This is a genomic window from Candidatus Cyanaurora vandensis (genome assembly GCF_013285555.1).
Lineage (GTDB): Bacteria > Cyanobacteriota > Cyanobacteriia > Gloeobacterales > Anthocerotibacteraceae > Cyanaurora > Cyanaurora vandensis.
On the sequence record NZ_JAAXLT010000177.1, the window covers coordinates 1 to 21346 of the forward strand.

General features: G+C 54.7%; 24 protein-coding genes and 1 pseudogene. 5 read left to right on the forward strand and 20 right to left on the reverse strand.

The features are described 5' to 3' along the window. Positions 1–193: 193 nt before the first annotated feature. Positions 194–481, reverse strand: a pseudogene (locus HFM78_RS16370) (hypothetical protein); the annotation flags it as partial. Positions 482–553: 72 nt separating this feature from the next. Then, positions 554–730 carry a transposase gene (locus tag HFM78_RS16375; RefSeq protein ID WP_396033131.1) on the reverse strand — a complete coding sequence of 59 codons (177 nt, stop codon included), beginning with the start codon at positions 728–730 and terminating at the stop codon, positions 554–556. A 720-nt stretch (positions 731–1450) separates the two neighbouring features. Here HFM78_RS16375 and HFM78_RS12385 point away from each other — a divergent pair. Further along, complete coding sequence (locus HFM78_RS12385; RefSeq protein ID WP_287129758.1) at positions 1451–3247, forward strand: hypothetical protein; 1797 nt, start codon at positions 1451–1453, stop codon at positions 3245–3247. Here HFM78_RS12385 and HFM78_RS12390 read toward each other — a convergent pair. Both HFM78_RS12390 and HFM78_RS12395 read right to left on the reverse strand, forming a co-directional pair. Further along, the gene (locus tag HFM78_RS12390; RefSeq protein ID WP_287129759.1) at positions 3244–3891 is read right to left on the reverse strand and encodes a M15 family metallopeptidase; all 648 of its coding nucleotides are present in this window, start codon (positions 3889–3891) and stop codon (positions 3244–3246) included. The two genes, HFM78_RS12385 and HFM78_RS12390, sit on opposite strands and share 4 nt — an antisense overlap. Next, positions 3888–6149: an HD family phosphohydrolase gene (locus HFM78_RS12395; protein ID WP_287129760.1), complete on the reverse strand. Its 2262-nt coding sequence runs from the start codon at positions 6147–6149 to the stop codon at positions 3888–3890. The genes HFM78_RS12390 and HFM78_RS12395 overlap by 4 nt, the downstream gene beginning before the upstream one ends. 93 nt (positions 6150–6242) lie before the next feature. On the opposite strand from HFM78_RS12395, the gene HFM78_RS12400 reads away from it, so the two are divergent. Beyond that, positions 6243–7304 (forward strand): quinone-dependent dihydroorotate dehydrogenase, encoded by a 1062-nt coding sequence (locus HFM78_RS12400; protein ID WP_287129761.1) that lies wholly within the window; start codon positions 6243–6245, stop codon positions 7302–7304. Here the strand turns inward: HFM78_RS12400 and HFM78_RS12405 are convergent. The 16 genes from HFM78_RS12405 to HFM78_RS12480 all read right to left on the reverse strand — a co-directional run bounded on the left by HFM78_RS12405 (position 7301) and on the right by HFM78_RS12480 (position 18446). Then, positions 7301–7786 (reverse strand): GNAT family N-acetyltransferase, encoded by a 486-nt coding sequence (locus HFM78_RS12405; protein WP_287129762.1) that lies wholly within the window; start codon positions 7784–7786, stop codon positions 7301–7303. The two genes, HFM78_RS12400 and HFM78_RS12405, sit on opposite strands and share 4 nt — an antisense overlap. Beyond that, on the reverse strand, positions 7786–8139 hold the full coding sequence (rplQ, locus tag HFM78_RS12410) for a 50S ribosomal protein L17 (protein ID WP_287129763.1): 354 nt from the start codon (positions 8137–8139) through the stop codon (positions 7786–7788). Before rplQ ends, HFM78_RS12405 begins: the two co-directional genes overlap by 1 nt. Before the next feature lie 18 nt (positions 8140–8157). Continuing rightward, a complete protein-coding gene (locus HFM78_RS12415) occupies positions 8158–9105 on the reverse strand; it encodes a DNA-directed RNA polymerase subunit alpha (protein ID WP_287129764.1) in 948 nt (315 codons plus the stop codon). A gap of 29 nt (positions 9106–9134) precedes the next feature. Further along, entirely contained in the window at positions 9135–9755 is a 621-nt protein-coding gene (gene rpsD / locus HFM78_RS12420) for a 30S ribosomal protein S4 (RefSeq protein WP_287129765.1), read from the reverse strand. Between the two features lie 15 nt (positions 9756–9770). Next, positions 9771–10163, reverse strand: a complete 393-nt coding sequence (gene rpsK, locus HFM78_RS12425; RefSeq protein ID WP_287129766.1) for a 30S ribosomal protein S11 — start codon at positions 10161–10163, stop codon at positions 9771–9773. A gap of 6 nt (positions 10164–10169) precedes the next feature. Then, a complete protein-coding gene (gene rpsM / locus HFM78_RS12430) occupies positions 10170–10553 on the reverse strand; it encodes a 30S ribosomal protein S13 (protein WP_287129767.1) in 384 nt (127 codons plus the stop codon). Positions 10554–10568: 15 nt separating this feature from the next. After that, a complete protein-coding gene (gene rpmJ, locus HFM78_RS12435; RefSeq protein WP_287129768.1) occupies positions 10569–10682 on the reverse strand; it encodes a 50S ribosomal protein L36 in 114 nt (37 codons plus the stop codon). Between the two features lie 60 nt (positions 10683–10742). Continuing rightward, on the reverse strand, positions 10743–11819 hold the full coding sequence (locus HFM78_RS12440; RefSeq protein WP_287129769.1) for a pyridoxal phosphate-dependent aminotransferase: 1077 nt from the start codon (positions 11817–11819) through the stop codon (positions 10743–10745). Continuing rightward, on the reverse strand, positions 11809–12666 hold the full coding sequence (locus tag HFM78_RS12445) for a fatty acid desaturase (RefSeq protein ID WP_287129770.1): 858 nt from the start codon (positions 12664–12666) through the stop codon (positions 11809–11811). The genes HFM78_RS12440 and HFM78_RS12445 overlap by 11 nt, the downstream gene beginning before the upstream one ends. A 46-nt stretch (positions 12667–12712) precedes the next feature. Beyond that, on the reverse strand, positions 12713–12883 hold the full coding sequence (locus tag HFM78_RS12450) for a hypothetical protein (RefSeq protein WP_287129771.1): 171 nt from the start codon (positions 12881–12883) through the stop codon (positions 12713–12715). Between the two features lie 191 nt (positions 12884–13074). Next, complete coding sequence (locus tag HFM78_RS12455) at positions 13075–13344, reverse strand: hypothetical protein (protein WP_287129772.1); 270 nt, start codon at positions 13342–13344, stop codon at positions 13075–13077. Beyond that, entirely contained in the window at positions 13337–14323 is a 987-nt protein-coding gene (locus HFM78_RS12460) for an NDP-sugar synthase (protein WP_287129773.1), read from the reverse strand. The genes HFM78_RS12455 and HFM78_RS12460 overlap by 8 nt, the downstream gene beginning before the upstream one ends. Before the next feature lie 25 nt (positions 14324–14348). Beyond that, entirely contained in the window at positions 14349–15302 is a 954-nt protein-coding gene (locus HFM78_RS12465; protein WP_287129774.1) for a LysR substrate-binding domain-containing protein, read from the reverse strand. Positions 15303–15362: 60 nt separating this feature from the next. Then, complete coding sequence (locus HFM78_RS12470; protein WP_287129775.1) at positions 15363–16559, reverse strand: glycosyltransferase; 1197 nt, start codon at positions 16557–16559, stop codon at positions 15363–15365. After that, positions 16559–17314, reverse strand: coding sequence for a glycosyltransferase family 2 protein (locus HFM78_RS12475; RefSeq protein WP_287129776.1), 756 nt, complete (start codon positions 17312–17314; stop codon positions 16559–16561). Before HFM78_RS12475 ends, HFM78_RS12470 begins: the two co-directional genes overlap by 1 nt. After that, positions 17280–18446, reverse strand: a complete 1167-nt coding sequence (locus HFM78_RS12480; protein ID WP_287129777.1) for a hypothetical protein — start codon at positions 18444–18446, stop codon at positions 17280–17282. The genes HFM78_RS12475 and HFM78_RS12480 overlap by 35 nt, the downstream gene beginning before the upstream one ends. A 313-nt stretch (positions 18447–18759) precedes the next feature. Here HFM78_RS12480 and HFM78_RS12485 point away from each other — a divergent pair, with 313 nt between their 5' ends. From HFM78_RS12485 to HFM78_RS12495, 3 genes are all read left to right on the forward strand, one after another. Then, positions 18760–19224, forward strand: a complete 465-nt coding sequence (locus HFM78_RS12485; protein WP_287129778.1) for a glutathione peroxidase — start codon at positions 18760–18762, stop codon at positions 19222–19224. Next, positions 19221–20342, forward strand: a complete 1122-nt coding sequence (locus HFM78_RS12490; RefSeq protein WP_287129779.1) for an anhydro-N-acetylmuramic acid kinase — start codon at positions 19221–19223, stop codon at positions 20340–20342. The genes HFM78_RS12485 and HFM78_RS12490 overlap by 4 nt, the downstream gene beginning before the upstream one ends. Positions 20343–20432: 90 nt before the next feature. Further along, positions 20433–21346: hypothetical protein (locus HFM78_RS12495; RefSeq protein ID WP_287129780.1), on the forward strand; the 914-nt coding region annotated here is incomplete at its 3' end.

A 21346-nucleotide genomic window follows, 5' to 3' on the forward strand; every position in this document is an offset into this window, starting at 1 on the left:
AAGCAGCTCTCGGCGACAGCATTAGCCCAGCCCTTCGCCCGAGGGCGCATCCGGTTGGTCAATCCGGCGTGTGCCAAGAAAGCTCGCAACGCCCCACTGACGGATGGGCAGCCACCGTCGGCGTGGAACATGAACCCCGCCTGCGCGGCAAGACGCTGGCCCAAAGCTGCTGGTCGCGCACTTATTACTAAATGAGAATCTCCACCAGTTCCGGTAATGACTTGCGGCGGATGTCCCGAAAAAGCACCCACATGGCATAGGAGGTACTTGAATAGCCCACCCGGATGTAATTGACAACACGCCGCATCAACCAAATATCGAGATAGGTGGCGGTGACAGCTAATTTACAGCGTACTGTTTCATCGTCATCGCTCGTCATTAATGGAGCAAGTAGGACTGTGACTTGCCATGTGAAATCGTTGTGGGCATTGTAATAGATGGCTTCCAGCCCTTTGGTGTAGGTGCGGCTAGCATCGAGAATATGATCAAACCCACCCGCGTCATTAACCAGTAGATGAAGTATGGTAGTCCCTCGTCTAAGTCCTTAATCAGCTCATTCTCCACAATGTCCTGGTATCGTTTGTACATGGTGCTGTTTTTGCCAGTTGGCAATCATGGTGGGATGGATTGGGTGCTCACGTGCTGCTTGGGCTGGGGTTTTTCCCGCTTCAAGCTCACGGACTACCTGGAGTTTGGAGTCAGCGGTAAACTTACGACGCTTCAAGGACATGGTAGCTGCCTGCTATCGGCTAGGGAAGCTTAACCACCTGTCTCAGTCAAGGGGTGCACTTCAAAGCGTCTATTGCGAGAATACTGGCATTTATGTAAATCTTTCAAAATAGTTAAGTACATTTTCAAGTTGGGAGCGACTATGGGCAAATTTAGTTTTCCAAAGTTGGATGGGTACAAAAATCTTTTTACTCTCAATTAAACTTGCTATAGCAGTAACTGCTACTAAAAATAATTACGAGTAAACCTGTTACTCGCAGCCAGGAGAAGGTTTTGTCGAGCTTTGGAGCGGGGCTCCCGATGCTGATGGGCTGTGTAAGGAGTCGCTGAGCTTCATTTAATGCATCAAAGCCTAAAGCCTGTGGGGAGCCCTTAGCTAACCATCTGCATTGGCTACAAACGTGACCATCTGCGGTAAGAGGGGCAGACAGGGGGCTGCTGCGCTGGGGGCAGGTAGTAGGCATTTGTGGACCTTCCTGTGCATATTTGCTATGCAAGCTGGGGAAGAATTACCCCTCATCAAATCCTAAGCTGTAGTACGCGTAGCAACAGAGGGAACTTGAGATGCATAATTACTCTACTCCTGCTCTGAGGGGAACATCTTTAACTAACGAAGAAACCATGTACCTAGCCCAAAGCTCTTTAACCCTTTCTACAGCGAGTTCCGCTTACAGCCAACAGAGGGTTTTAAGGAGTTGCTTGACTTGTTAAGATAACGCCCATGGGTACTTTTTTTTGGCGGCCCCTCCTGCTGATGGCGGTGGTGACTTGTCCTGTTGTTGCAAAAGAGATTCAGATTCCCTTGGGGGGTCAGGCTGACCGGATTGCGGTGGCGGGGAACACCGTCTTAGTGGGCGTGGTGGATGACCAGAGTTTGGTCGTCGTGGACCTCCTGCTCAATCAGGTCAAACAGCGTATTCCCCTGGGTTTTGAACCCCTAGTCGTGGTCTATAACCCCAAGACCCAATTCGCCTATGTGGGCGGAGCGGCCCAGAGTAGTCTAGCGGTGATAGACCTCCAGAAGAACGCCATTGTTGCTGATATTGATCTAGGCGCAGGGGTCTACGACTTGGCCCTTGATGTTGCCCGTCAACGGCTCATCGCCACCCATCCAGTCCAACAGCGGGTCTCTCTTGTCAACCTCAAGACCCAGCAGGTCCGCCGTGTCGAGCTACCCCAACCGGCCTTGGCCTGCGGAGTAATCACTAAAACTGGGACGGTGGTGGTGAGCCTGAGCCGGGGTCCCCTCGGACTTGTCCTAATTGACCCTGACACGGGGGAAGCTTTGGCCCAACTGCCCAGCGGCAACGGTACAGAGGACATCGTCATTGATGATCCCCGCAACCGCGCTATTTTGCTCAATGCCGGGAGTGAAGACCTCTCTGTGGTGCCCCTGACCCTGGGGGCCAAGGCCCGGACAATTGGACTCGATTGGAAACCCACCCGCCTCGCCCTTTCCGCCGATGGCAACTTGGCCTACGTCACTTCCCGTGACCATGACCGCCTCCAGATCGTTGACCTGACCCAGGGCCGGGTCATAGAGACCCACAGTCTAGACCGCCAGCCCACCGGGATTGCCCTTCTAGAGAATGGTTCCTATATCGTTGTGGAAGCTGGGGCGCAGACCCTGCACTGGAACCAGACCCCACTGACCCTGAGCCCGCCCGTTTTAGCGCGGGGCAGTGCCATCGCCGGGGTGGTAAAAGACCTCGCTGGGAAACCCGTTACCGCCGGAGATCTGCAAGTACAGGGCCGGACAGTCAAAATTCTGCCCGATGGTTCTTTCGTCGTGCCCCGACTGCCAGCAGGCAAATACGAACTCATCTTCAAAGTCCCCGGTTTTCCCGACCTCAAAGTACCTGTACAGACCCGTGAAGGCTACGTGCGGACCCAGGAAATCCAACTCCCGCCCCGGCTGGAACTGACCAATGCTCTGGGCATCGGTTTCTTACCTGCTCCGCCGCTCTACTCGGACCTTTTGGCCCGCCGCATCATCGAACAGGCCGCTCCCCAAATGCCCGAACGTCCTCTCAAACTCCTCAAAGGTCCCCTCGGTCCTGCCCCCGAGTTTAAACAGTTTGCCGCTCTATTAAAGGATCTCACGTTCTTGGACCGAGACGGACGCTTCACGGCTGACCTAGAGCAACTCAAAGCCATGGGGCGTACCCTAAACCTCCGCCATCTGGTCATCACCGAGGTCCAGTCCAGCCGGGGTTACGACACCCGTGGCAATCCCCTATTAAATAGCCTGTTGAAATTCTTTGTCCCCTTCGTGCCCTTTGACATCCCCAATCCCTCCCCGAATCAGTTGCGGACCCAGGGCCTTGCGGTTATCGTGGACCTGCTCAAGGCGCGGGTGGGCGATAAAGCAGTATTTTGGCAGTCCAACACCGGGGATGATACCGGCGGCGAACCTCTTTTTGAAGAAGCCGCTGATGGGCTATTTCGTCAAGAGATCCTGCGCTTGGGAGATGATATCCTCCGTCAGTGGCAACAAAAGGAACCTTTCAAAATTTAAATGGCTACCCGTCCGTAGTGGGCTGTGGGTTCTCCCGCCAACCATGCCCACAGTTGGTCGCCATAGCTAAAATGCCACCACTCATGGGGGTGACGCTGGAATCCAGCTTGGATCATGGCTTGATTGAGCTGTTCCCGGTTGGCTTGGAAGGGCACGGGTTGACCCTGGAAGTAATCAGGGTAGGAGCGTGCCGAGACCTCATCAATGGGCGAGCCCATGGGTACAGGTCCCGTAATGGTCACTAAAGTCAGGTCTACGGCTCCCCCAGTGCTGTGGGGCGGTGGGGCCGCTGGGTCCAAGCTGGGGGCTGCCCAAAATCGTTCTACCTCCCGATACAAGTCCGCCACCGGTCGCGTCGGGTATTGACGAACTAAATCTTGAAAAGTCCACGTCACCATAAATTGTTGGACGGTCAAGGGACGATAGCCGTCAAAAATCTGGAGTCCTAGGCCCTGGGGTTGTAACCGTTGTTGGGCAAGTTCCAGACGGGCTACCACCCCGGAACGCAATTGGAAGGGTGAGGCATCGCCGTAGGGCGCACCGAGGGCTTGGTAAGGATGGGGCTGGATTCGTTCTAGCGTAATGGGGAGGGGTACCAATGGTTCACCACACTCCAGAATCGGGATTTGCTGGTAGGGCTTCAAATGCGCTGACCGGCTAGGTTGCGTTGCCGCAGTTCCATACCACCGGGTTGATTGGGGTAACGGATACGGCGGTGATTGGTTTCTTTCCAGACCTTAATAAAAGTGTTGCCGATAGTATCAAGTTCGCTCTCATCTAAACCCGAGTCCACCAACTGGCCCTCGTCCCAGCGAGCTTGAAGGATACGCCGGACCATAGCGAAAGCTTCCGCGCTCCCCGTGTTGTTGAGGGAACGCAACGCTGCTTCACAGGCATCCGCAAGCATAACCAGTCCCGTCTCCCGGGATTGGGGCATGGGGCCCATGTACCGGAAATCCTCTTCCCGCACGGGTTCTGAACCCTGACGGGCCTGATGATAGAAGTAAGCAATCAAGATAGTGCCCTGATGTTCGGGGATGAAGTCCTGAATCACGCCGGGGAGTTTGTACTGTTTGGCTAACTTCAGGCCATCGCGCACATGGTCCCGGATAATTTGAGCCGACCGCCAGGGGTCATCCATCTGGTCATGGGGATTGGGTAGGCCCATTTGGTTCTCAATAAAGTATTGGGGCCGTTTCATCTTGCCGATGTCGTGATACAGCGTTCCCACCCGCACGAGGTCAGCGTTATCTCCTAAAGCTTGGGCGGCGGCGGTTGCCAAGTTCGCGACAAAAAGCGTGTGCTGGTAGGTGCCTGGAGCCTCGGTGACGAGTTTCTTCAAGAGTCCGGTATTGGGATTAGATAGCTCCGCCAACCGTACTGGCGTAACTACATCAAAAATCGTCTCTAAATAGGGACTAAGACCCAAGGCGACAATACTCCAGAGCAAGCCCCCGGCTACGTAATAGGCAAAGGGCCACCAACCCGCCCCGCCCCAACCGCTCAACATCAAGACTAGATAGGCCGACCCCTGGACCAAAGCTACACCCAGCCCCGCCAGAGCAATCTGAGCCCGTGAACGCACCCGGTCCACCAAGACTGTTGCCACTACACCTCCACACACGAGCGGGATGAGCGCAATTAGAGGATGGGTGAGACTCCAACCATAGAGTAGGGGCGGCAATAGACAGAGCATAGTCAACAGTCCGACCCGCGACCCGTAATAGTTCCCAGCCAATAAGCCCAGCAGGACTAGAGGAATGAACTCAGCCCAACCGCCAGGGAGTAAGGTTCCCACCAGAGCCGTTAGGGTCGTCAGGACCACCAGGACCCCCAAATCCTTGGGCAATAAGTCCACCTGGAGTAGCCGTTGACCCAGCCGGAAGACGAGCATCATCAAGACCATCAGACCGGCAAGCGTGCCTAGGCCCGACCAGTTAATACCCCGTGCCGTCAAGCCCAGTTGGTCCAGGATATGAAACAGGCGCGGGGTCACGAGTTGACCAGCCTGAACAAGCAGTTGACCTTGGCGGATGGGGAAGGTAACTGGGCTGACAGATTGGGCCTTATCATCGGCGGCAATCAAAGAAGCCAAGCGGTCTACACGCAAGTTTGGCTCAAGGACCGTGACAACAAGTTCGCGCACCAACTGCCGACTTACCCCATTGAGCGTGGGGTCAATCAGCGCATCCACGCCTTGACGGGTCAACTCCTCAGGTAAGCCGGGGATAATCGCGATGGCAATGCGTTGGCGGCAAACCTCCAGACTCTCTCGGCGGACGCGTTGCCACTGCATCATCGTCAGTTCTAGGGCCGGACGATAAAGTTGGGGGACTGTTTCGAGGACCTTGCGACCCGTCTGGTAACGGATACGGGCCGCCTCAATCTGGTTGACCACTCCGTTTACCACTGGGGCTGGTCGGGTACTGGCCCACTGTTGGAGGGGATGGGCATTGGGTACTATAGTTTTTCGGCTTAGAAGTTGAGCTTTGAGTAGGGTCCAGGCTGGGCTAGCAAGTTGACGAAGTTGCTGCTGCTCCGGGGTACTAAGCCAAGCGGGATTGAGGTAGGGCAAGGGGCCGAGGGTAGCAAACAGACGGTCTCCTTCTTGTAATTGGTCCCTCAACCGCTGAACCATCCGGGCATCCCGCCCGTCCATGACTTGGAAGATCTGAATACTCTGCTGCCGCGCATTTTCGCGGGCGACCTGGGTGGCCTCTTGGTCAATGACCACTGCATCCTGGGGCGCATAAAGTGTGGTAGGAGATGTACTCCCGATGTTGAGCTGAGGTTGGTTGTAAAGCTGGAACCCCAGAGCGACGAGCAAAAGCATGAATCCGAGGCAAGCCACCCCGAACTTTCGCCACCGGCACTGCCAAGTCTTACTTTTAGCGTGAATCATGCGTATTGGCCGGAGTCGGCATTCACTATCTTAATGCACCAGACCACGCCCACTCGCGAACCGCTAAGTTAGGGGAGAGAATTACAGAATTGCATGGAATTATACCGAGATTGGCTCCGGCCCCTTATTTTTGCAACTGACCCAGAGTGGGTCCACGGACAGAGTTTAAACTGGCTAGAACGGTTAGGGCCGTTTGAGAAATTAGTGGCGAGTCAATGTTGTCACCAGGACCTCCGTTTAGCTCAACGGTTGTGGGGACTGGATTTTGGTAATCCGGTGGGGCTAGCAGCGGGGTTGGATAAAGCAGGCCAAGGCATCGGGATGTGGGGAGCGTTAGGCTTTGGTTGGGCGGAAGTGGGCACAGTAACGCGCCATCCCCAACCGGGCAACCCCGCACCGCGCCTGTTTCGTCTGCCGGAGGACCGGGCGATCATCAATCGGATGGGGTTCAATAATCCCGGCGCGGTGGCCTTGGCCCAACGCCTACAACAGATTAAGTCAGCCGTGCCCCTCGGGATTAACCTGGGTAAATCGAAAATCACCGAACTCGCCCTCAGTGCGGCGGACTATCAGTTCAGTTTCGAGTGTCTTTACCCATTTGGCGATTACTTCGTCGTCAATGTCAGTTCGCCCAATACCCCCGGTCTGCGGGAATTACAACAGGCACGGTACCTACGCGAAATTTTTGCTCATCTCCAAGGGGTCAATCCTGCTCAAAAACCGCTCTTGGTGAAGATTGCTCCAGACTTAAGTGAGGATGACCTCAGCGATATTGTAGAACTGGTTTTAGAGTTCAAGTTGGCGGGCATTATCGCCACGAATACGACAGTTACGCGCCCAGACTTGTACAGCCACCACCGCCAAGAGTCGGGGGGGTTAAGCGGGGAACCCCTCAAAGCCCCTGCTACCGCTGTCCTCAATACCCTCTGGCGGTTGAGTGAGGGCCGGATTCCCCTTGTTGGCGTAGGCGGAATTAGTACGGCTGAGGATGCCTGGGAGCGAATTATTCACGGCGCGAGTCTACTGCAACTTTATACTGGCTGGGTCTACGAGGGGCCTCTAGTCGTGAAGCGGATATTGCAGGGCCTGAGCGAACGTTGCAATCAGTACCAGCTAGGTTCTCTGACAGAGGCCATTGGCTTAGCTCATCGCTAGTGCTTGTGTACCTGACGCTCGACCCGGAAACCCCGCCGTAAATAGTTCGACAAAGCATAGAGACCATCAGTGCTAAGGGTACTGACCCGGACTTGCAGGCAACCCAGATCCCAAGCTGACTGGATAGCAAGACTCAATAGATGCTTGCCCATCCCACGGCCCTCATAACCTGGAAACAAACCTAGATAGATAATTTGACCCGATGCTCCAGCCTCAGCCTTGAGTTCCACATACCCACACAACACATCCGTCCAATAACTACCCCATAAATACAGTCCAGGCCGCGCTAGATAGCCGCCTAACTGTTGATCTGTCCACGGCGTACGGTCAAACCAACCGTAGGGCGTGCCGACCATGGCATAGAGGTGACGATATTCAGAGGGAGTAAGTTGGAGCGGTGCTGTTTTAAAAACATCCACCATCAACCAAGCTGGTCGAAAATCTCCAGGGTCCAAGACCAAGGAGGTTTGGACCACAACCACTAATCCACCAGTTCAATAATCGCCATCGGGGTTGCATCGCCACGACGGGACAGCGTCCGCACGATCCGGGTGTAGCCCCCCGAGCGATTCCCGTAGCGGCCCTGCACTGCATCGAAAAGACCCTTGGTCACGGCATCATCGTAGACGTAGCCCGCGACTTGACGGCGGGCAGCGAGGGTCCCAGCTTTCGCCAGGGTGATCATGTGCTCTACTTCCGAACGCAAAACCTTGGCCTTGGTCAGGGTAGTGGTGATGCGTCCGTAGGTCAGAAGTTGGGTGGTTAAGGCCCGCAACAGGGCTTTGCGTTGGTCGGCGGGGCGGCCTAAGCGTTTTACAGCGCGGCGATGTCTCACGGGATAATCCTCACGGGGCTAGGAGCGGACAGGACGTTCTTTGGGGAGGGTCATCCCCAATTTATCGTGCAGGGCTTCAATAACTTCTTCGGCGGACTTCTGACCGAAGTTCTTAATCTCTAAGAGGTCCTCTTCAGTAAATTGCAACAGGTCCGCCACATAGTTGATTTGGGCGCGTTTGAGGCAGTTATAGGCACGAACCGAGAGTTGCAATTCTTCAATGGCAATCTGGGCGGTTTTGTCCTGGGTCGGTTTACTGGTCTCGACCATCGCCTCGAAGGTGATTTCCTGGAGAGGCTTCAGGAGGTCCACCAAGATCCGGGCCGCCTGAGAAAGGGATTCCTGGGGGGTAATCGAACCATTAGTCCAAATTTCTAGAGTCAGACGGTCCTTGTCTAGGGTCTCACCAACCAAAGCGGCATCCACGGTGTAATTCACCTTCCGCACGGGCATGAAGACTGCATCTAAGGCCAGATAATCCACTGAGACTGTATCAGCATTGTTGGTGCGGTCCACTGCCCGGTAGCCCTTACCACGCTCAATCTGGAATTCCATCTCCAGTTGGGCCCCGTCCGAGAGATGGGCAATCGGATGGTAGGGATTAACGACCTCGAGTTCCGAGGGCAATTCCAGATCCGCCGCTGTCACAATCTTTGGACCCGTAATCGCTAAACGCCCGACCTGCAGATCACTGGTGTAACTGCGGACCACCAACTCTTTCATGTTGAGCAGGATATCGAGTACGTCTTCGCGTACACCGGGCAGGGTGGCAAATTCATGGTTGACCCCTGTAATCCGCACCGCCGTGACCGAAGAGCCTTCCAGGTTAGACAGTAGAACCCGGCGTAGGGCATTGCCTAGGGTCGTTCCCTGGCCCCGGTCCAACGGTTCCATTACAAACCGTCCGTACTGAGTCCAATCTTTTTCCGCCCGAGATTCCACACATTCAATCGTGTACGCTGCCATTCTGCCTCCTAGAGAAACCACCGCTATCCCTAGCGCGAATAGAACTCAACAATCAGCAATTCCTGAACGGGTGTATCAATGTCTTCTCGCTCCGGTAAGCCAACCATACTGCCTTGGATGGTCGCCCGGTCAGCTAGCAACCACTTGGGTGCGGTCGGATTACTGACCACTTCCAGGTTTGTCAATAGGAATTCTTTGGAAGCGGGCATCGCCGTCACCATGTCCCCAGTTCTGACGCGGTAGCTCGGGATGGTTACACGCTGTCCATTTACGGCAAAGTGACCATGGTTGACCCACTGACGGGCCTGTTGACGCGAGAGGGCGAAGCCCATGCGGTAGACCACGTTATCGAGCCGACGTTCAAGTAACTGCATGAAGGTGGCCCCGGTGTTACCCTTGGTCCGACCCGCATCGGCAAAGGTGCGCCGGAACTGCTTCTCGGTCATCCCGTAGCTCCAACGGGCTTTTTGTTTCTCTTTGAGTCGGATGGCGTACTCACTGAGCTTGATGCGGTTCTGTCCGTGCTGACCAGGGCGGAAGTTACGCTTCTCAATCGCACATTTGGGCGAAGTACAGCGGGTACCTTTCAAGTAGAGCTTGAGGCCAGAGGTACGGCAAAGTTTACAACGGGGACCTGTGTAACGCGACATGGTTGGGGCCTGTAGTTAGACGCGACGACGCTTGGGCGGACGGACACCATTGTGGGGAATGGGAGTCACATCTCGAATCAGGGTAATTTCAAGGCCAGAGGACTGGAGGGCACGGATCGCGGTTTCGCGCCCTGCTCCCGGACCTGTGACCAACACTTCAATCTGGCGCATACCGTTCTCGGTAGCGCGGCGAGCAACCACTTCAGCGGCCTGTTGAGCGGCAAAAGGAGTACCTTTTTTGGCTCCCTTAAACCCACTCGAACCCGCCGAGGCCCAGGCAATGACGCCGCCCTGGGAGTCCGCCACCGTGACGATGGTGTTATTGAAGGTGGATTGGATGTAAGCAATGCCGTTGGGGACGTTGCGTTTGACTTTTTTCTTGCCTTTATTGGCAGATGGTTGAGCCATGGTTGGTTACTTCTTCGCTGCGGGTTTCTTCTTGCCAGCCACGGTACGCCGGGTGGTGCCGCGCCGGGTGCGGGCATTGGTCTTAGTCCGTTGACCACGCACCGGGAGGCCGAGGCGGTGACGACGGCCCCGCAGACACCCGATGTCCATCAGGCGTTTGATGTTCATCCCCTCGACGCGGCGCAGGTCACCCTCTACGGTGTAGGCTTCGAGGGCCTCGCGTAGAGTCTTGACCTGGGTCTCGGTAAGGTTACGAGTACGAATACTCGGGTCAATCCCAGCGTTAGCCAGGAGTTCTTGAGACCGGGCGAGCCCGATCCCGTAGATGTAGGTCAGCGAGATTTCAATGCGTTTCTCGCGTGGGATATCAACACCAGCCATACGTGCCATCAACGACCCTCAAAATCAACCCTGACGTTGCTTGTGCTTGGCATTCGAGCAGATCACGAGGACCCGGCCCTTGCGGCGGATGACCCGGCATTTTTCGCAAATGCACTTGACCGATGAACGAACCTTCATAGTAACGCTCTTGCAGAATTAAGCAGCAAATAACAAGTATACAGAGTCTTTTAAATTGAGTCAAGATTTGTTTAAACTCTGTACTACGGCCCCGAGAGCTTGCACCCAATTAGGTCGGTCCAGGTTACCCAAACCAATCCGTAGAGCGGGGTAATTGCCAAAACAGGTCCCTGGCACGACGACGAATCCCTGCTGCCATAGCTGTTTACAGGTTGTAGCCGGGGTAGCGCACCGGACCCAGGCCATCGCCCCGCCTTGGCGTTGCGGGATGCGGGGTAATAGAGCTGAGGCTTGCTGGCGAGCCTGTTGGTAATCCTGGTAACGGCAGGGCCACAGTTGTTCCCAACGGCCTAATACCTGGAGAGCTAGGGCCTGACTGGGTTGTGCCGGACTAATGGTCAGGTAATCTTTAATCCGGCGACATCGCTGCAACAGGTCAGGGGGTCCTGAAACCCAACCAATTCGTAACCCCGGTAGTCCCAGAGACTTGGCAAAACTGTCAGTGACGACCACCCGTTTGCCGCCCAAAGTTGCAACGGAAGGCTGACGGGCGGGACCACCGGGTTGCAAGTCGCGGTAAACCTCATCCACCAAGACCCAACAGCCCTCACGGTCCGCCCAAGTTAAGACCGCTTGGAGCCACGTCCAGTCAAACCGCTTCCCCGTGGGGTTGTGGGGATGATTCAAGATCAAGAGTCGGGGCGTGCGTCCTTTTGATAAAAAATCCAAATCTGGCGCGAGTTCTCCTTCGCCAAACATCTCGGTATTGCTGAGGGGCCATAGCTGTACCCCGCACCCCAAAAACCGGGGCCACGCACTGAACTGTTGGTAGCCGGGCGTGAAGGTTACAACTTGGTCTCCTGCTTGGAGAAGAGCAGTCATCACCAGCAGATTGGCTTCAATTGCGCCCTGGGTGACGAGAATTCGGTCTGGGTCAGGGATAGGATAACGCTGGGCCAAGACCGTCCGTAACGCTAAACTCCCGCTCAATTCGCCGTAACCTAAATTCAAATGCGTAAGGTCTAGCGTCAAGCCCAACTGCTCCCCAGTACAAGCCCCCATCCCCGTCGTGCTGAAATCCCAACGAGCCGGATGTTCTGCTAACCAACCTTCAAGATGGAAGGGTTCAAGGGGCATGGCTGGGCGGGTGTAACCCAATCAGGGCATCGTAGGTAAAGCTCTGCCAATTTAAATCCAAGCCATGAACCGCACCCTTAGCCATTAAAAGTTCCTGCTGACTCCAGTACGCCCGTTCATAGTGGTACCAGGGAATGTTAGGCCAGAGATGGTGAGCCAAGTGGTAATTCTGTCCGAAAACCAGCCAATTGAGCCAACGACTGGGATACACACGGGTATTGGTCCAACGGTCCTGACTAATAAAAGGACGGTGGGGTAAATAATCGAAAATAATCCCGACCAGTAACCCCGCCACCCCCGCCGGGGTAATCCATAGATTCATGCAGTACCCGAAATACTCCGGTCCCAACTGCCAGCACACCCACAACAGCCCGACCTGGGCACTCCGGTCAGCAACCCAGCCCCACAGGTCATGTCCGCGCCAGAGCCGATGCTTAAAGAAAAACACCTCATGCCACTCAAACCGAACCGGGATTAGCCAGAGCGGTCCACCCGTAGACACAAAATGGTCCGGGTCCTTAGTGGGATGGTTGACATGGGCATGGTGTTCCGCATGAACACGCAGAAAAACTGGATAGGTGAAGCCCTGGAGGACCGCCGCTAGATGACCCAGGAGCCGATTGAGCCAGGGGGTCCGGTGGGCTGTGCCATGGGAACTGTCATGGAGGACCACCGCTAGGGCAAACACGCCCCCGGTATTCAATAAAAAGGGCACCCACAGAGGCCAACCCCAACCCAAACTCCCCACTAACCCCAGCATGAACAGGACAATCACCGCCAAAAAAAGCGCGAGGGTGGGGCTAAAAACGCCCTGGGGGGGACCCATCAAGGCACGCAAGGGGACCATCGGTCTCGGCAAGACTCCGTCTCACAGCCTAGCAGACCACGGCAGCCTAGGAACGCTGGGCAGCGAGCAGTTGTGCGGTTTGCCACAAGGCAACGAGCAGGGCTCCCACTGCCCCCGGTAGCACCGTCAGAAATACGCCCTCCTGGGCCCCTGAGTCCTGGGTCAACCAGAGGCCCGTGAGCAAGACTTCTATGAATTCATCGTCGGCTTGACCCATGGGCAAGTCGAGACTTTTTACCCCAGCGAGGGCCTGGGGAAGCAGCAGGGCGCGGTGCCCGGTTGGATCTAGAGGGGTTGGCCTAGGCGTACGGCGAGGACAGCCCGCTGGGCCACCACTTTTTCGACGGCCTTATTTAGACGGGTCAAGGTAATGCTGTGCTGGGCGGTATAGATGACTTTCAACATCCTCTACTGAGCTAGGGCCACACTGACAAAAGACTGGTCAGCTACCCGATGGACTTCGATGGCAGCAGGTAGTTGAGAGAGGACTTTTTCATCTACGGCGGTCATGGTAATTGTCGCTTCACCCAGACATTGGGTGAGTAATTTAGTGAGTTCCGGGGCGGTCAGTCCCAACTGTTCACGGACCAGAGATAGGGGTAAGTAGGGGTAGCCGAAGCGTTCCCGGTGGCTCTCCATCAATTTCTTGAGTCGCTTGAGAAATTCAGTTTTAGGCATGAAGGTTTCCTAGATGCACGTGATGACTGCCCCCCTGGATCGTCCGCACCAACTCTCCGGCAATCGTTACCCCTTCACGGCCTAGGCTCTCCATGGCCCAGACTACGCTATCGAGCACCCGACTCCCCGCTTGGATGACCGTCCCGTCGCCAATGCAACTGTAGCCCAACACCTGTGCGCCGCTCTGGACATAGCAGTTCTTCCCAATCAGAGCGTTGCTGGAGATAATCGCGCCCGGTTCAATAATGGTGTCCGCTCCTTGACGCGGGAAATGGCTGGGTTGTGTCAACAAGTCCCAATGGGTGTAGAGGTACTGGGCTAAAGTCCCCGCATCCGACCAGTAGGCCCCGGTCTCCAAAGCATAGAGGGGTAGGTGCCGCGCCAGCATTAGAGGGAACAGGTCTTTGCCGAAATCAAAGAAGTTACCCGCCGGAATCAAATTGAAGACCTCCGGCTCTAGCACGTAGATCCCGGTGTTGACGAGTCGAGATTTCGCCTGCTCCCGCGCTGGCTTCTCCTGGAAAGACTGCACCCGGCCTAGTGCGTCCTGCACGACAACCCCGAACCGGGCCGGGTCGCCCACTTCTTTGAGGGCCATCGTCGCCATGGCGCCGCGCTCGCGGTGAAATTCAATTAACCGCGTCAAGTCTAGATTGGTCACGAGGTCGCCCGAAAGGACCACAAAAGTTCCCTGGCTCAAAAAATCCGCTTGACGACGCACTCCCCCAGCTGTACCCAACAACTGTTCTTCCCAAGAATACTGGAGGGGGACCGCCGTACCCGCCCCAAAATATTGTTCAATCTGTGCGCCGCGATAGTGCAAATTCACCACGGCTTGCTCGATTCCATGAACGGCACATAACGCCAGGACACTCGCCATCACGGGCTGGTTCATCACCGGAATTAAGGGCTTGGGAATCTCATCAGTGAAAGGCCGCAGGCGGGTACCCTTCCCAGCAGCAAGAATAAAAGCCTTCATGGGCAACTCCTCTTGTTCCAGTCCATCATTCCATCTCCCGATCCGGTTTCTTGAGCGTAATCGAACCGAATTCATCGGCATGGGGTAGGATATCTTTACGAAAAATCTGGGCCGCACGGGGTAAGTAGCGATTGGGGTCCACCAGTAAAGTGATACTACGCCGCATCGCTAAACCCTGGACTACCACTTTACGCAAAATCCCTAGCTGTAATTCTTTGTCAATCGCTGTAGTTGAAACGAAAGCCACGCCCAACCCCGCCTGGACCGCTGTTTTAATCGCCTCAATTGAACTCAACTCCATCTCAATCTGCAACACCTGGGTATCTACCCCAGCCTGTTTCAAAACCTCATCCACGACTTTGCGGGTGGTCGAACCTGGATCGAGGGCAATAAACTTAAGACCATAGAGGTCTTCTTTAGTCACTTGGGCACGGTTGTTAAGTTCATGGTCCGCCGAGACCACCAAGGCTAAGGCATCCTCGGCAAAGGGGACTACCTCTAACCGTTCCTCCAGTTCATCGGGTACCTCGCCGCCCACGATCCCCAGATCAAAGCGGCCTTCTGCCACCCCAAAGGCCGTACGCCGCGTTGAAAGGACGTGTAGCTGCACCGTTACTTGCGGGAATTGGGCACGAAACAAGCCAATCAGACGCGGCATCAAGTAGGTGCCCGTGGTTTGAGAAGCCCCGATGGTCAAGCTCCCGCCATGTAAACGGTCCAAATCTTCAATCGCCCGCCGTGCTTCTTCTGCTAGGGTCAGCAGCCGTTGAGCATAGTCCAGGAGTAACTTCCCCGCCTGGGTCAACTCGGCTTTGCGGCCCGCCCGGTTAAAAATAGGCACTCCCAAGGTACGTTCCAAGTTCTGGATTTGTAGACTCACGGCGGGTTGCGAGATATACATTATCTCAGCGGCCCGCTTGAAACTGCCCTGCTCCACAATCGCCTGAAGGATACGCAATTGCTCCAGGTTGAAGGACATGTATAATAATTTCCTATGTGAGTGTGGTGTATTGTAGCAAAAAATGTATCAGTTCCTGCTTCACATCGACTTTTGGGCCAACTTAGTCAGAACTTTCTCGTACTGACTGAGGATGCGTTCACGGCTGTACTGCTCGGCACGCAAGCGAGCGTGAACCGATTTTTGTTGTAGGTCGGCAATCGTGATTGTTTTGAGGACATGGGCTAAGCCCTTTTGGTCAGAGACGACCCAGCCGTAACCCCCGGCGATAATCTCTTGGGCCAAGGGCGTACCTAATTCACAAAAAGCGAGAACGGGTACTCCAGCGACCAAGGCCGAGAGTAATTTACTGGGTAGAAATGAGGCTCCAGACCCAGCTTTTTGGGTAATGAGCATCAGGGGCATCTCTAACAGCGATTGACAGTAGGCATCTTCTTCCAATAAGTCCGCCAGTTGGACCCGTGGGCCGGGTTGGAACCACTGCGCCAAGTCGCGCTTCGCCGCGCCCTCTCCTCGAATAATCAGGGTCCAGCCCTGGTGGTGGTCCCGAAAAATCTCCAGGAAATCCCCCAAGCCCTGCTTGACGCCCAGGTTCCCCGAGTAGGTAATCGTCTGGGTTTGCCACTGCCGCACGACTTGGTCGCGGTAACGGTCAATTCCCATCTGTAAAGAAGCGTGAATCCAGTTAGGAAGCTCCAGAACCGGGCAGGGAGAAGGAACTTTTTGTTTGGCCCGCGTGACCATCTGGGGAGAGATGCTGCTGACCGCGTTAAAATGACCTAAGGCCCACCGCTCGACGAGGGGCAGGATTTGGGCTAATAGGGGGACTTTGAGCATCCCTAACTCCAATGCCGCATCTACTACAAAGTCTTGAATCATCAACATCCGGGGCGTGTGTCCCAACCAGAGTCGAAAGGCGAGACAGGTCCCCAGAGTGGGATAGGCCGTCAATGCTACCGTCGGTCTAAGTTCAGTCCAGGGAATCGTCCTACCAATGTTGAATAAAAAGGATAGGTCCGACAAAATACGTTTCACCCCAGACGGCTGCTGAGGGATGTACATACGGACGCGATGGATTGTGATACCTTCCCAATCCTCGACCCGGTAAGCCACTCCCCGGTCCTGGGGGTAGTACTGCCAGCGCGGATAAAAAGGAAAAGAAGTCACGACTGTCACGCGGTGGCCCCGTTCCTTGAGATAACGAGCCAAATCGCTATAGAGCGCGCACCCTCCCAATTCATCGGGCCAAAACACCGGAAAAAGTAACAGGATGTGCATTAGCTCCGGGCTTGCTTGCGTTGAAAAGCCTCAATTATCATACGTAGCCAGGTAAACCGTTTAGCAAGAACCCGCAGCGGTGGACTGCTCTTGAGCAAGGTGACATTATTGTTATGACGGCGGTACAGGGTCAGAGGTTCAGGCAAAAAGACGACCTCCCCCACGACCTGACAGACTAGCCCCAGCCACTCATCGTGCATCGGGATGTAATCCGGGAAGGGTAGATAATAGGGTTTAGCGCGGGCCGTAATCGCCATACAACAGCCCAAATAGGTATTTTTAATTAGATTACGGATGACGCCGGGGCCACTCTGCCGAAACTGAAAAAAAGATGGGTACAACACCTGTTCCTCAGCGTTGATGACCGTGGCATCACAGACCACTGCCAAACAACCTGGACGCACCAAGGCCGCTGTCATCCGCTTCACTCGCTCCGGCAGCCATACATCGTCTTGGTCCGCCAAAAAAATAATCTCTCCGGTCGCCTCCTGGAGTGCCCGCTCAAACGTACGGACCACACCCCGATTCTGGGAATTTTTCAGAATACGAATCCTGGGGTCTTGAAAATCCCGCAAGATTGTAAGCGAATCGTCCCGTGAACCGTCATCCACCACCACCACTTCGTCTTGAGGTCCGAGTTGGACCAAAATCGAGTGCATTTGAGGCTGGAGATAACGACTGCCGTTGTAGACCGCCATGCACACAGAAACTTTACCCATCTCACCACCGTGGGCGTAGGTTTTGGTAGATGCCACCCAGGGCCCAAGCCATGATCAAGGGTACCACTGTCCCGGTGAAGGAAACCATATTATCGAAAATACTCAATAAAACAACCGTGTTCAACAATGCTAACCCCGATACATAAAACGGATTATCCGGCCTAAAAAATTTTAAGAAGAAACCCAAGAAAGCCATCAAGTAAATAAACATCAACCCCGGCCCGAGCCAATCCAAGAAGATATAGGGCACGACATAGGTAGTCCCTGTAGTTAGGGCTGAGGTAATGAGTCGAGGCTGGGGAATTTTGGGGTTGAGGGCACGAATAATATATTTACCAACAAAGAGCGGGATCACGGTGCTTGTTGCTAAAGCCACGCCAAAATCACGGATGCCCACGGTCTCACTACGACGGGCATTGAGTTGAAAATTTGCCATGGGTGAAGTGATATAAATATAGCTCCAGTAATATTCCTTGGGAATCAGTGACTCAGTAAAGGCTGGGGTAGCACCCGTAACATCGAGTAAAAAATTGTCATCCCCTGTCCGTAGGTTCCCTGACAGACCAAATACATACGCTGCTCCCAAAACGGCTACGGTCGCTCCCGAAATTGTGCGCCAAGATAAACTCTTTAGATGAAAAAAGTATATAAACAATGAAGAAATAAAGCCAATGGCAATCGTCCCCCTTGAGAAAAAAATAATCAGGGGAAGATAAAGCAATCCGCAATACAACAGATAACGTTTACGCCGCTGGGATAGAAACAAATGGAAGGTGTAGATACAGAACAGAACAGTCAGGCATAATAGCACGGGATGGACGAGAGGTATTCCATAATTATTGATAAACTCCTTGCTGTCTTCTGTGATAAGTAGAAGCGACTGAAACAAAGGCGGAGGAATACGGGCGGCAATAACATCAACCAACGAAACAAAGTAAATGAGAATTACCATTAGTCCTATGCGGGGATCTTTGGGCAGTTGTACATACTTGAGATGGCGATGGGTCGAGACGATGTAGCCCAAAAGGGCCGACACTAAAAACGTAATCAGTAAAAATGAAACCAACTCCACAGCGAGTACTGGGTAGATACTCGCCCAACCCAAGTTGTAGAGAACGAGGACTAGACCAAAGGCCAGACTGTAGAAGTAGTAGGGGTTAAGGTACATCCGTCCCCTCTCCCCATCGCTCCGACTCGCATCTCATATCGTTCCTATGAACAGTCTCACGAATTTAACATGGTTGCTCGCTACTTTCAGCTTAGGCATCCGTGAGGGTTCATTGAAATTACACCGAAAACACATCAGAAGTCTAAAGTCCAAACCAGAGTAACGCATAGACTGACTACAGCGATCGATGTCCCCCCTCTTCTTACTGACAATACGCTTCCTCGGCTTAGCCCCTACGATACCCCGCACACCTCATGCAAGTCCGGTTGAGGATCTGGTTTATTATCAGAAAGCAAAGCTGGGAGCGAGCAGGATGAGCACGTTTTATTCGTTTACGGTCAAGGGCCTAGCCGGTGAGCCGGTAGCCTTGAGTCAATACGTCGGACAGGTGGCTTTGGTGGTCAATGTGGCCTCTTATTGTGGTTACACCAACCATTACCGGGGCCTCCAGCAACTTTATAACGAGTATAAAGACTTGGGTTTTGTCGTCCTAGGTTTTCCCTGCAACGATTTCGGTGGTCAAGAGCCGGGGACTGAGGCTGAGATCCAGACCTTTTGCGCCACGCGCTATCAAGTAGATTTTCCGCTCTTTGGGAAGGTGCAGATCAAGGGACAACCCACGGATATCTACCGCTTTTTAGGAGCGGACCAAGTGCAGTGGAACTTTCATAAGTTCTTGCTCAATAAACAGGGCGAAGTCCTGCGGTCCTATGGTTCTGCTATCCCTCCCGAGACCCCTCAACTCCGTCAGGCTATCGAATCCCTACTCGCACAGTGACCATCCGCGCCGTAGGACTTATCAGTGGGACCTCAGTGGATGGCTTGGATGCTGCCTTGATCCAACTCACGGGTACGGGCTACGACCTGACGGTGACCACCCTGAAAACCCACACCTACCCCTACCCGGCCCGCCTCCGGGAGCGGCTCCTAGCCGTAGGAGAGGGGGAGAGTTTGAGTGCATTGGAATTTGGGGCCTTGCACCGGGATGTGGGTGAGGTCTTCGGGAACGCGGCGCGGGACCTCATCGCGGGCTATCGAGCGGAAGAGATTGCCGTAATTGGTTCCCATGGTCAGACTGTGGCCCACCAGCCGCCTACGCAACAACGAGGTTTCAGTGTGCAGTTGGGGGATGGGGCCGTAATCCAGGCGGTGACGGGCATTTCCACGGTCAGTAATTTTCGGGCGCGGGACTTAGCTTGGGGGGGGCAGGGGGCACCGTTGGTCCCATTGGTGGACTGGGTATTGTTTCGCCATCCTGAGGAGAGCCGTTGCATCCAGAATATCGGCGGGATTGCCAATCTGACTTATTTGCCCAAAGGGGCGTTACTGGCGGATGTACTTGCCTTTGACACTGGACCGGGGAATATGCTCCTTGACCGGATTGTGCAGTTGCAGGGGGGTGGGCAAACCTATGATGTTGGCGGTCTGACGGCTTGCCAAGGGACGATCCATCCGCCCTTACTCGCCGCTTTGCTCCAAGACCCCTACCTCCGGCAATCACCGCCTAAGTCCACGGGCCGCGAAGCCTATGGCCTGACCTACCTCAAGGACTGGCTAGCTCGTTTTCCCTTAGACACAGCGGATCTACTGGCGACTTTTGGTGAATTTACCTGCCGGAGTATCAGCGATAGCTACCAGACTCACCTACCCAGTCTGCCCGACACGCTCTGGCTCTGTGGCGGCGGGGTCCACAATCATTACCTCTGGCAGCGGCTCCAGAAACTCTTACCCACCGTCAGGGTCCTCAGTACTCAGGAACTCGGGGTTGATCCCGACTACAAAGAAGCGGTTGCCTTTGCGGTGCTGGGCTATTTACGTTTAGTGAATCTACCGGGAAATCTGCCCGCCGTGACGGGAGCGCGGGCTCTAGTCCTCGGGGATTTATACACTGGCTAAAACTCGGCAACAATTAATGTAAGCTTTATGCCTCTGCCGCCACTTTATGGATATATTGGGGCCGGTCCTCCTCATGCTGCGGGTCAACCCATGCTCTTCTCTCGTCGTGCGCTTCTGCTTGCCTCTACTGCATCCCTGTTAGCTCCAAGCCATGCCCAAGAACCCGGTCCAGACTTTGAAGTAGATGACCAAGTTATTGCTGATCCCCGTGCCAAAATTCAGGATTTCGAGTTCGAGCAGCTAGGCAACCGTTTCGTCTGGCAGGACAAGGACGGTAATATCTGGGTGGGGAACCTCAGCCCGGTCTCCGGCAATATGTACCCCCGCGACGGTAAAGCTGAACTCGTGGATACCCTCGCCGCCGGGATTGCCGCCACTGGGAACGGCCCGGAATGGGTCTATGGTCCCAACGGTGCCGATATCGTCTACACCAAGTTCACCGATGAGACCCGCACTCAGTTCCAGTTGGCCCGCGCTACTAAGCAAGGCAATATCTGGGTACCCACAATCCAGCCGGGGGGCCTCAACGGTAACGCGCCGATTGGTAGCCTCAATCCCAACGACCCCGCGCCCCTCATCAAGTACTTCCTCGGTCCGCCCACAGACAAGCGTAAGTTCATGGCCTGGATGGAACTTGACAACTCGACTGTCGGTGGAATTGTCCCCGATTCCACCGCAATTGCTGGTCGCTGGGTCGAGGGCCAACGCTCCATTATCTTGACTATTACCGTGAATGAAGTCCGTCAAGTTGCTACCTACGACGTGGACACCGGGGTGATGACCCAACTCACCTTCGATCCCGGCGAAAAAAATAACCCCTTCATGTGGCGTGCCCCCGAGTTCAACAACGAACTGGTCTTCAATGCCACCACCAGCGGCACATTCATCGGGATTTATCGCAATATCGGCGGGGTCTGGACTCGCATCAAGGTCATCAAACCCCCTTCACCCCGGCCTTTTATCCTTTCGCCGGAACCCTTTGTCTTCAATGGCTACTCCTTTAT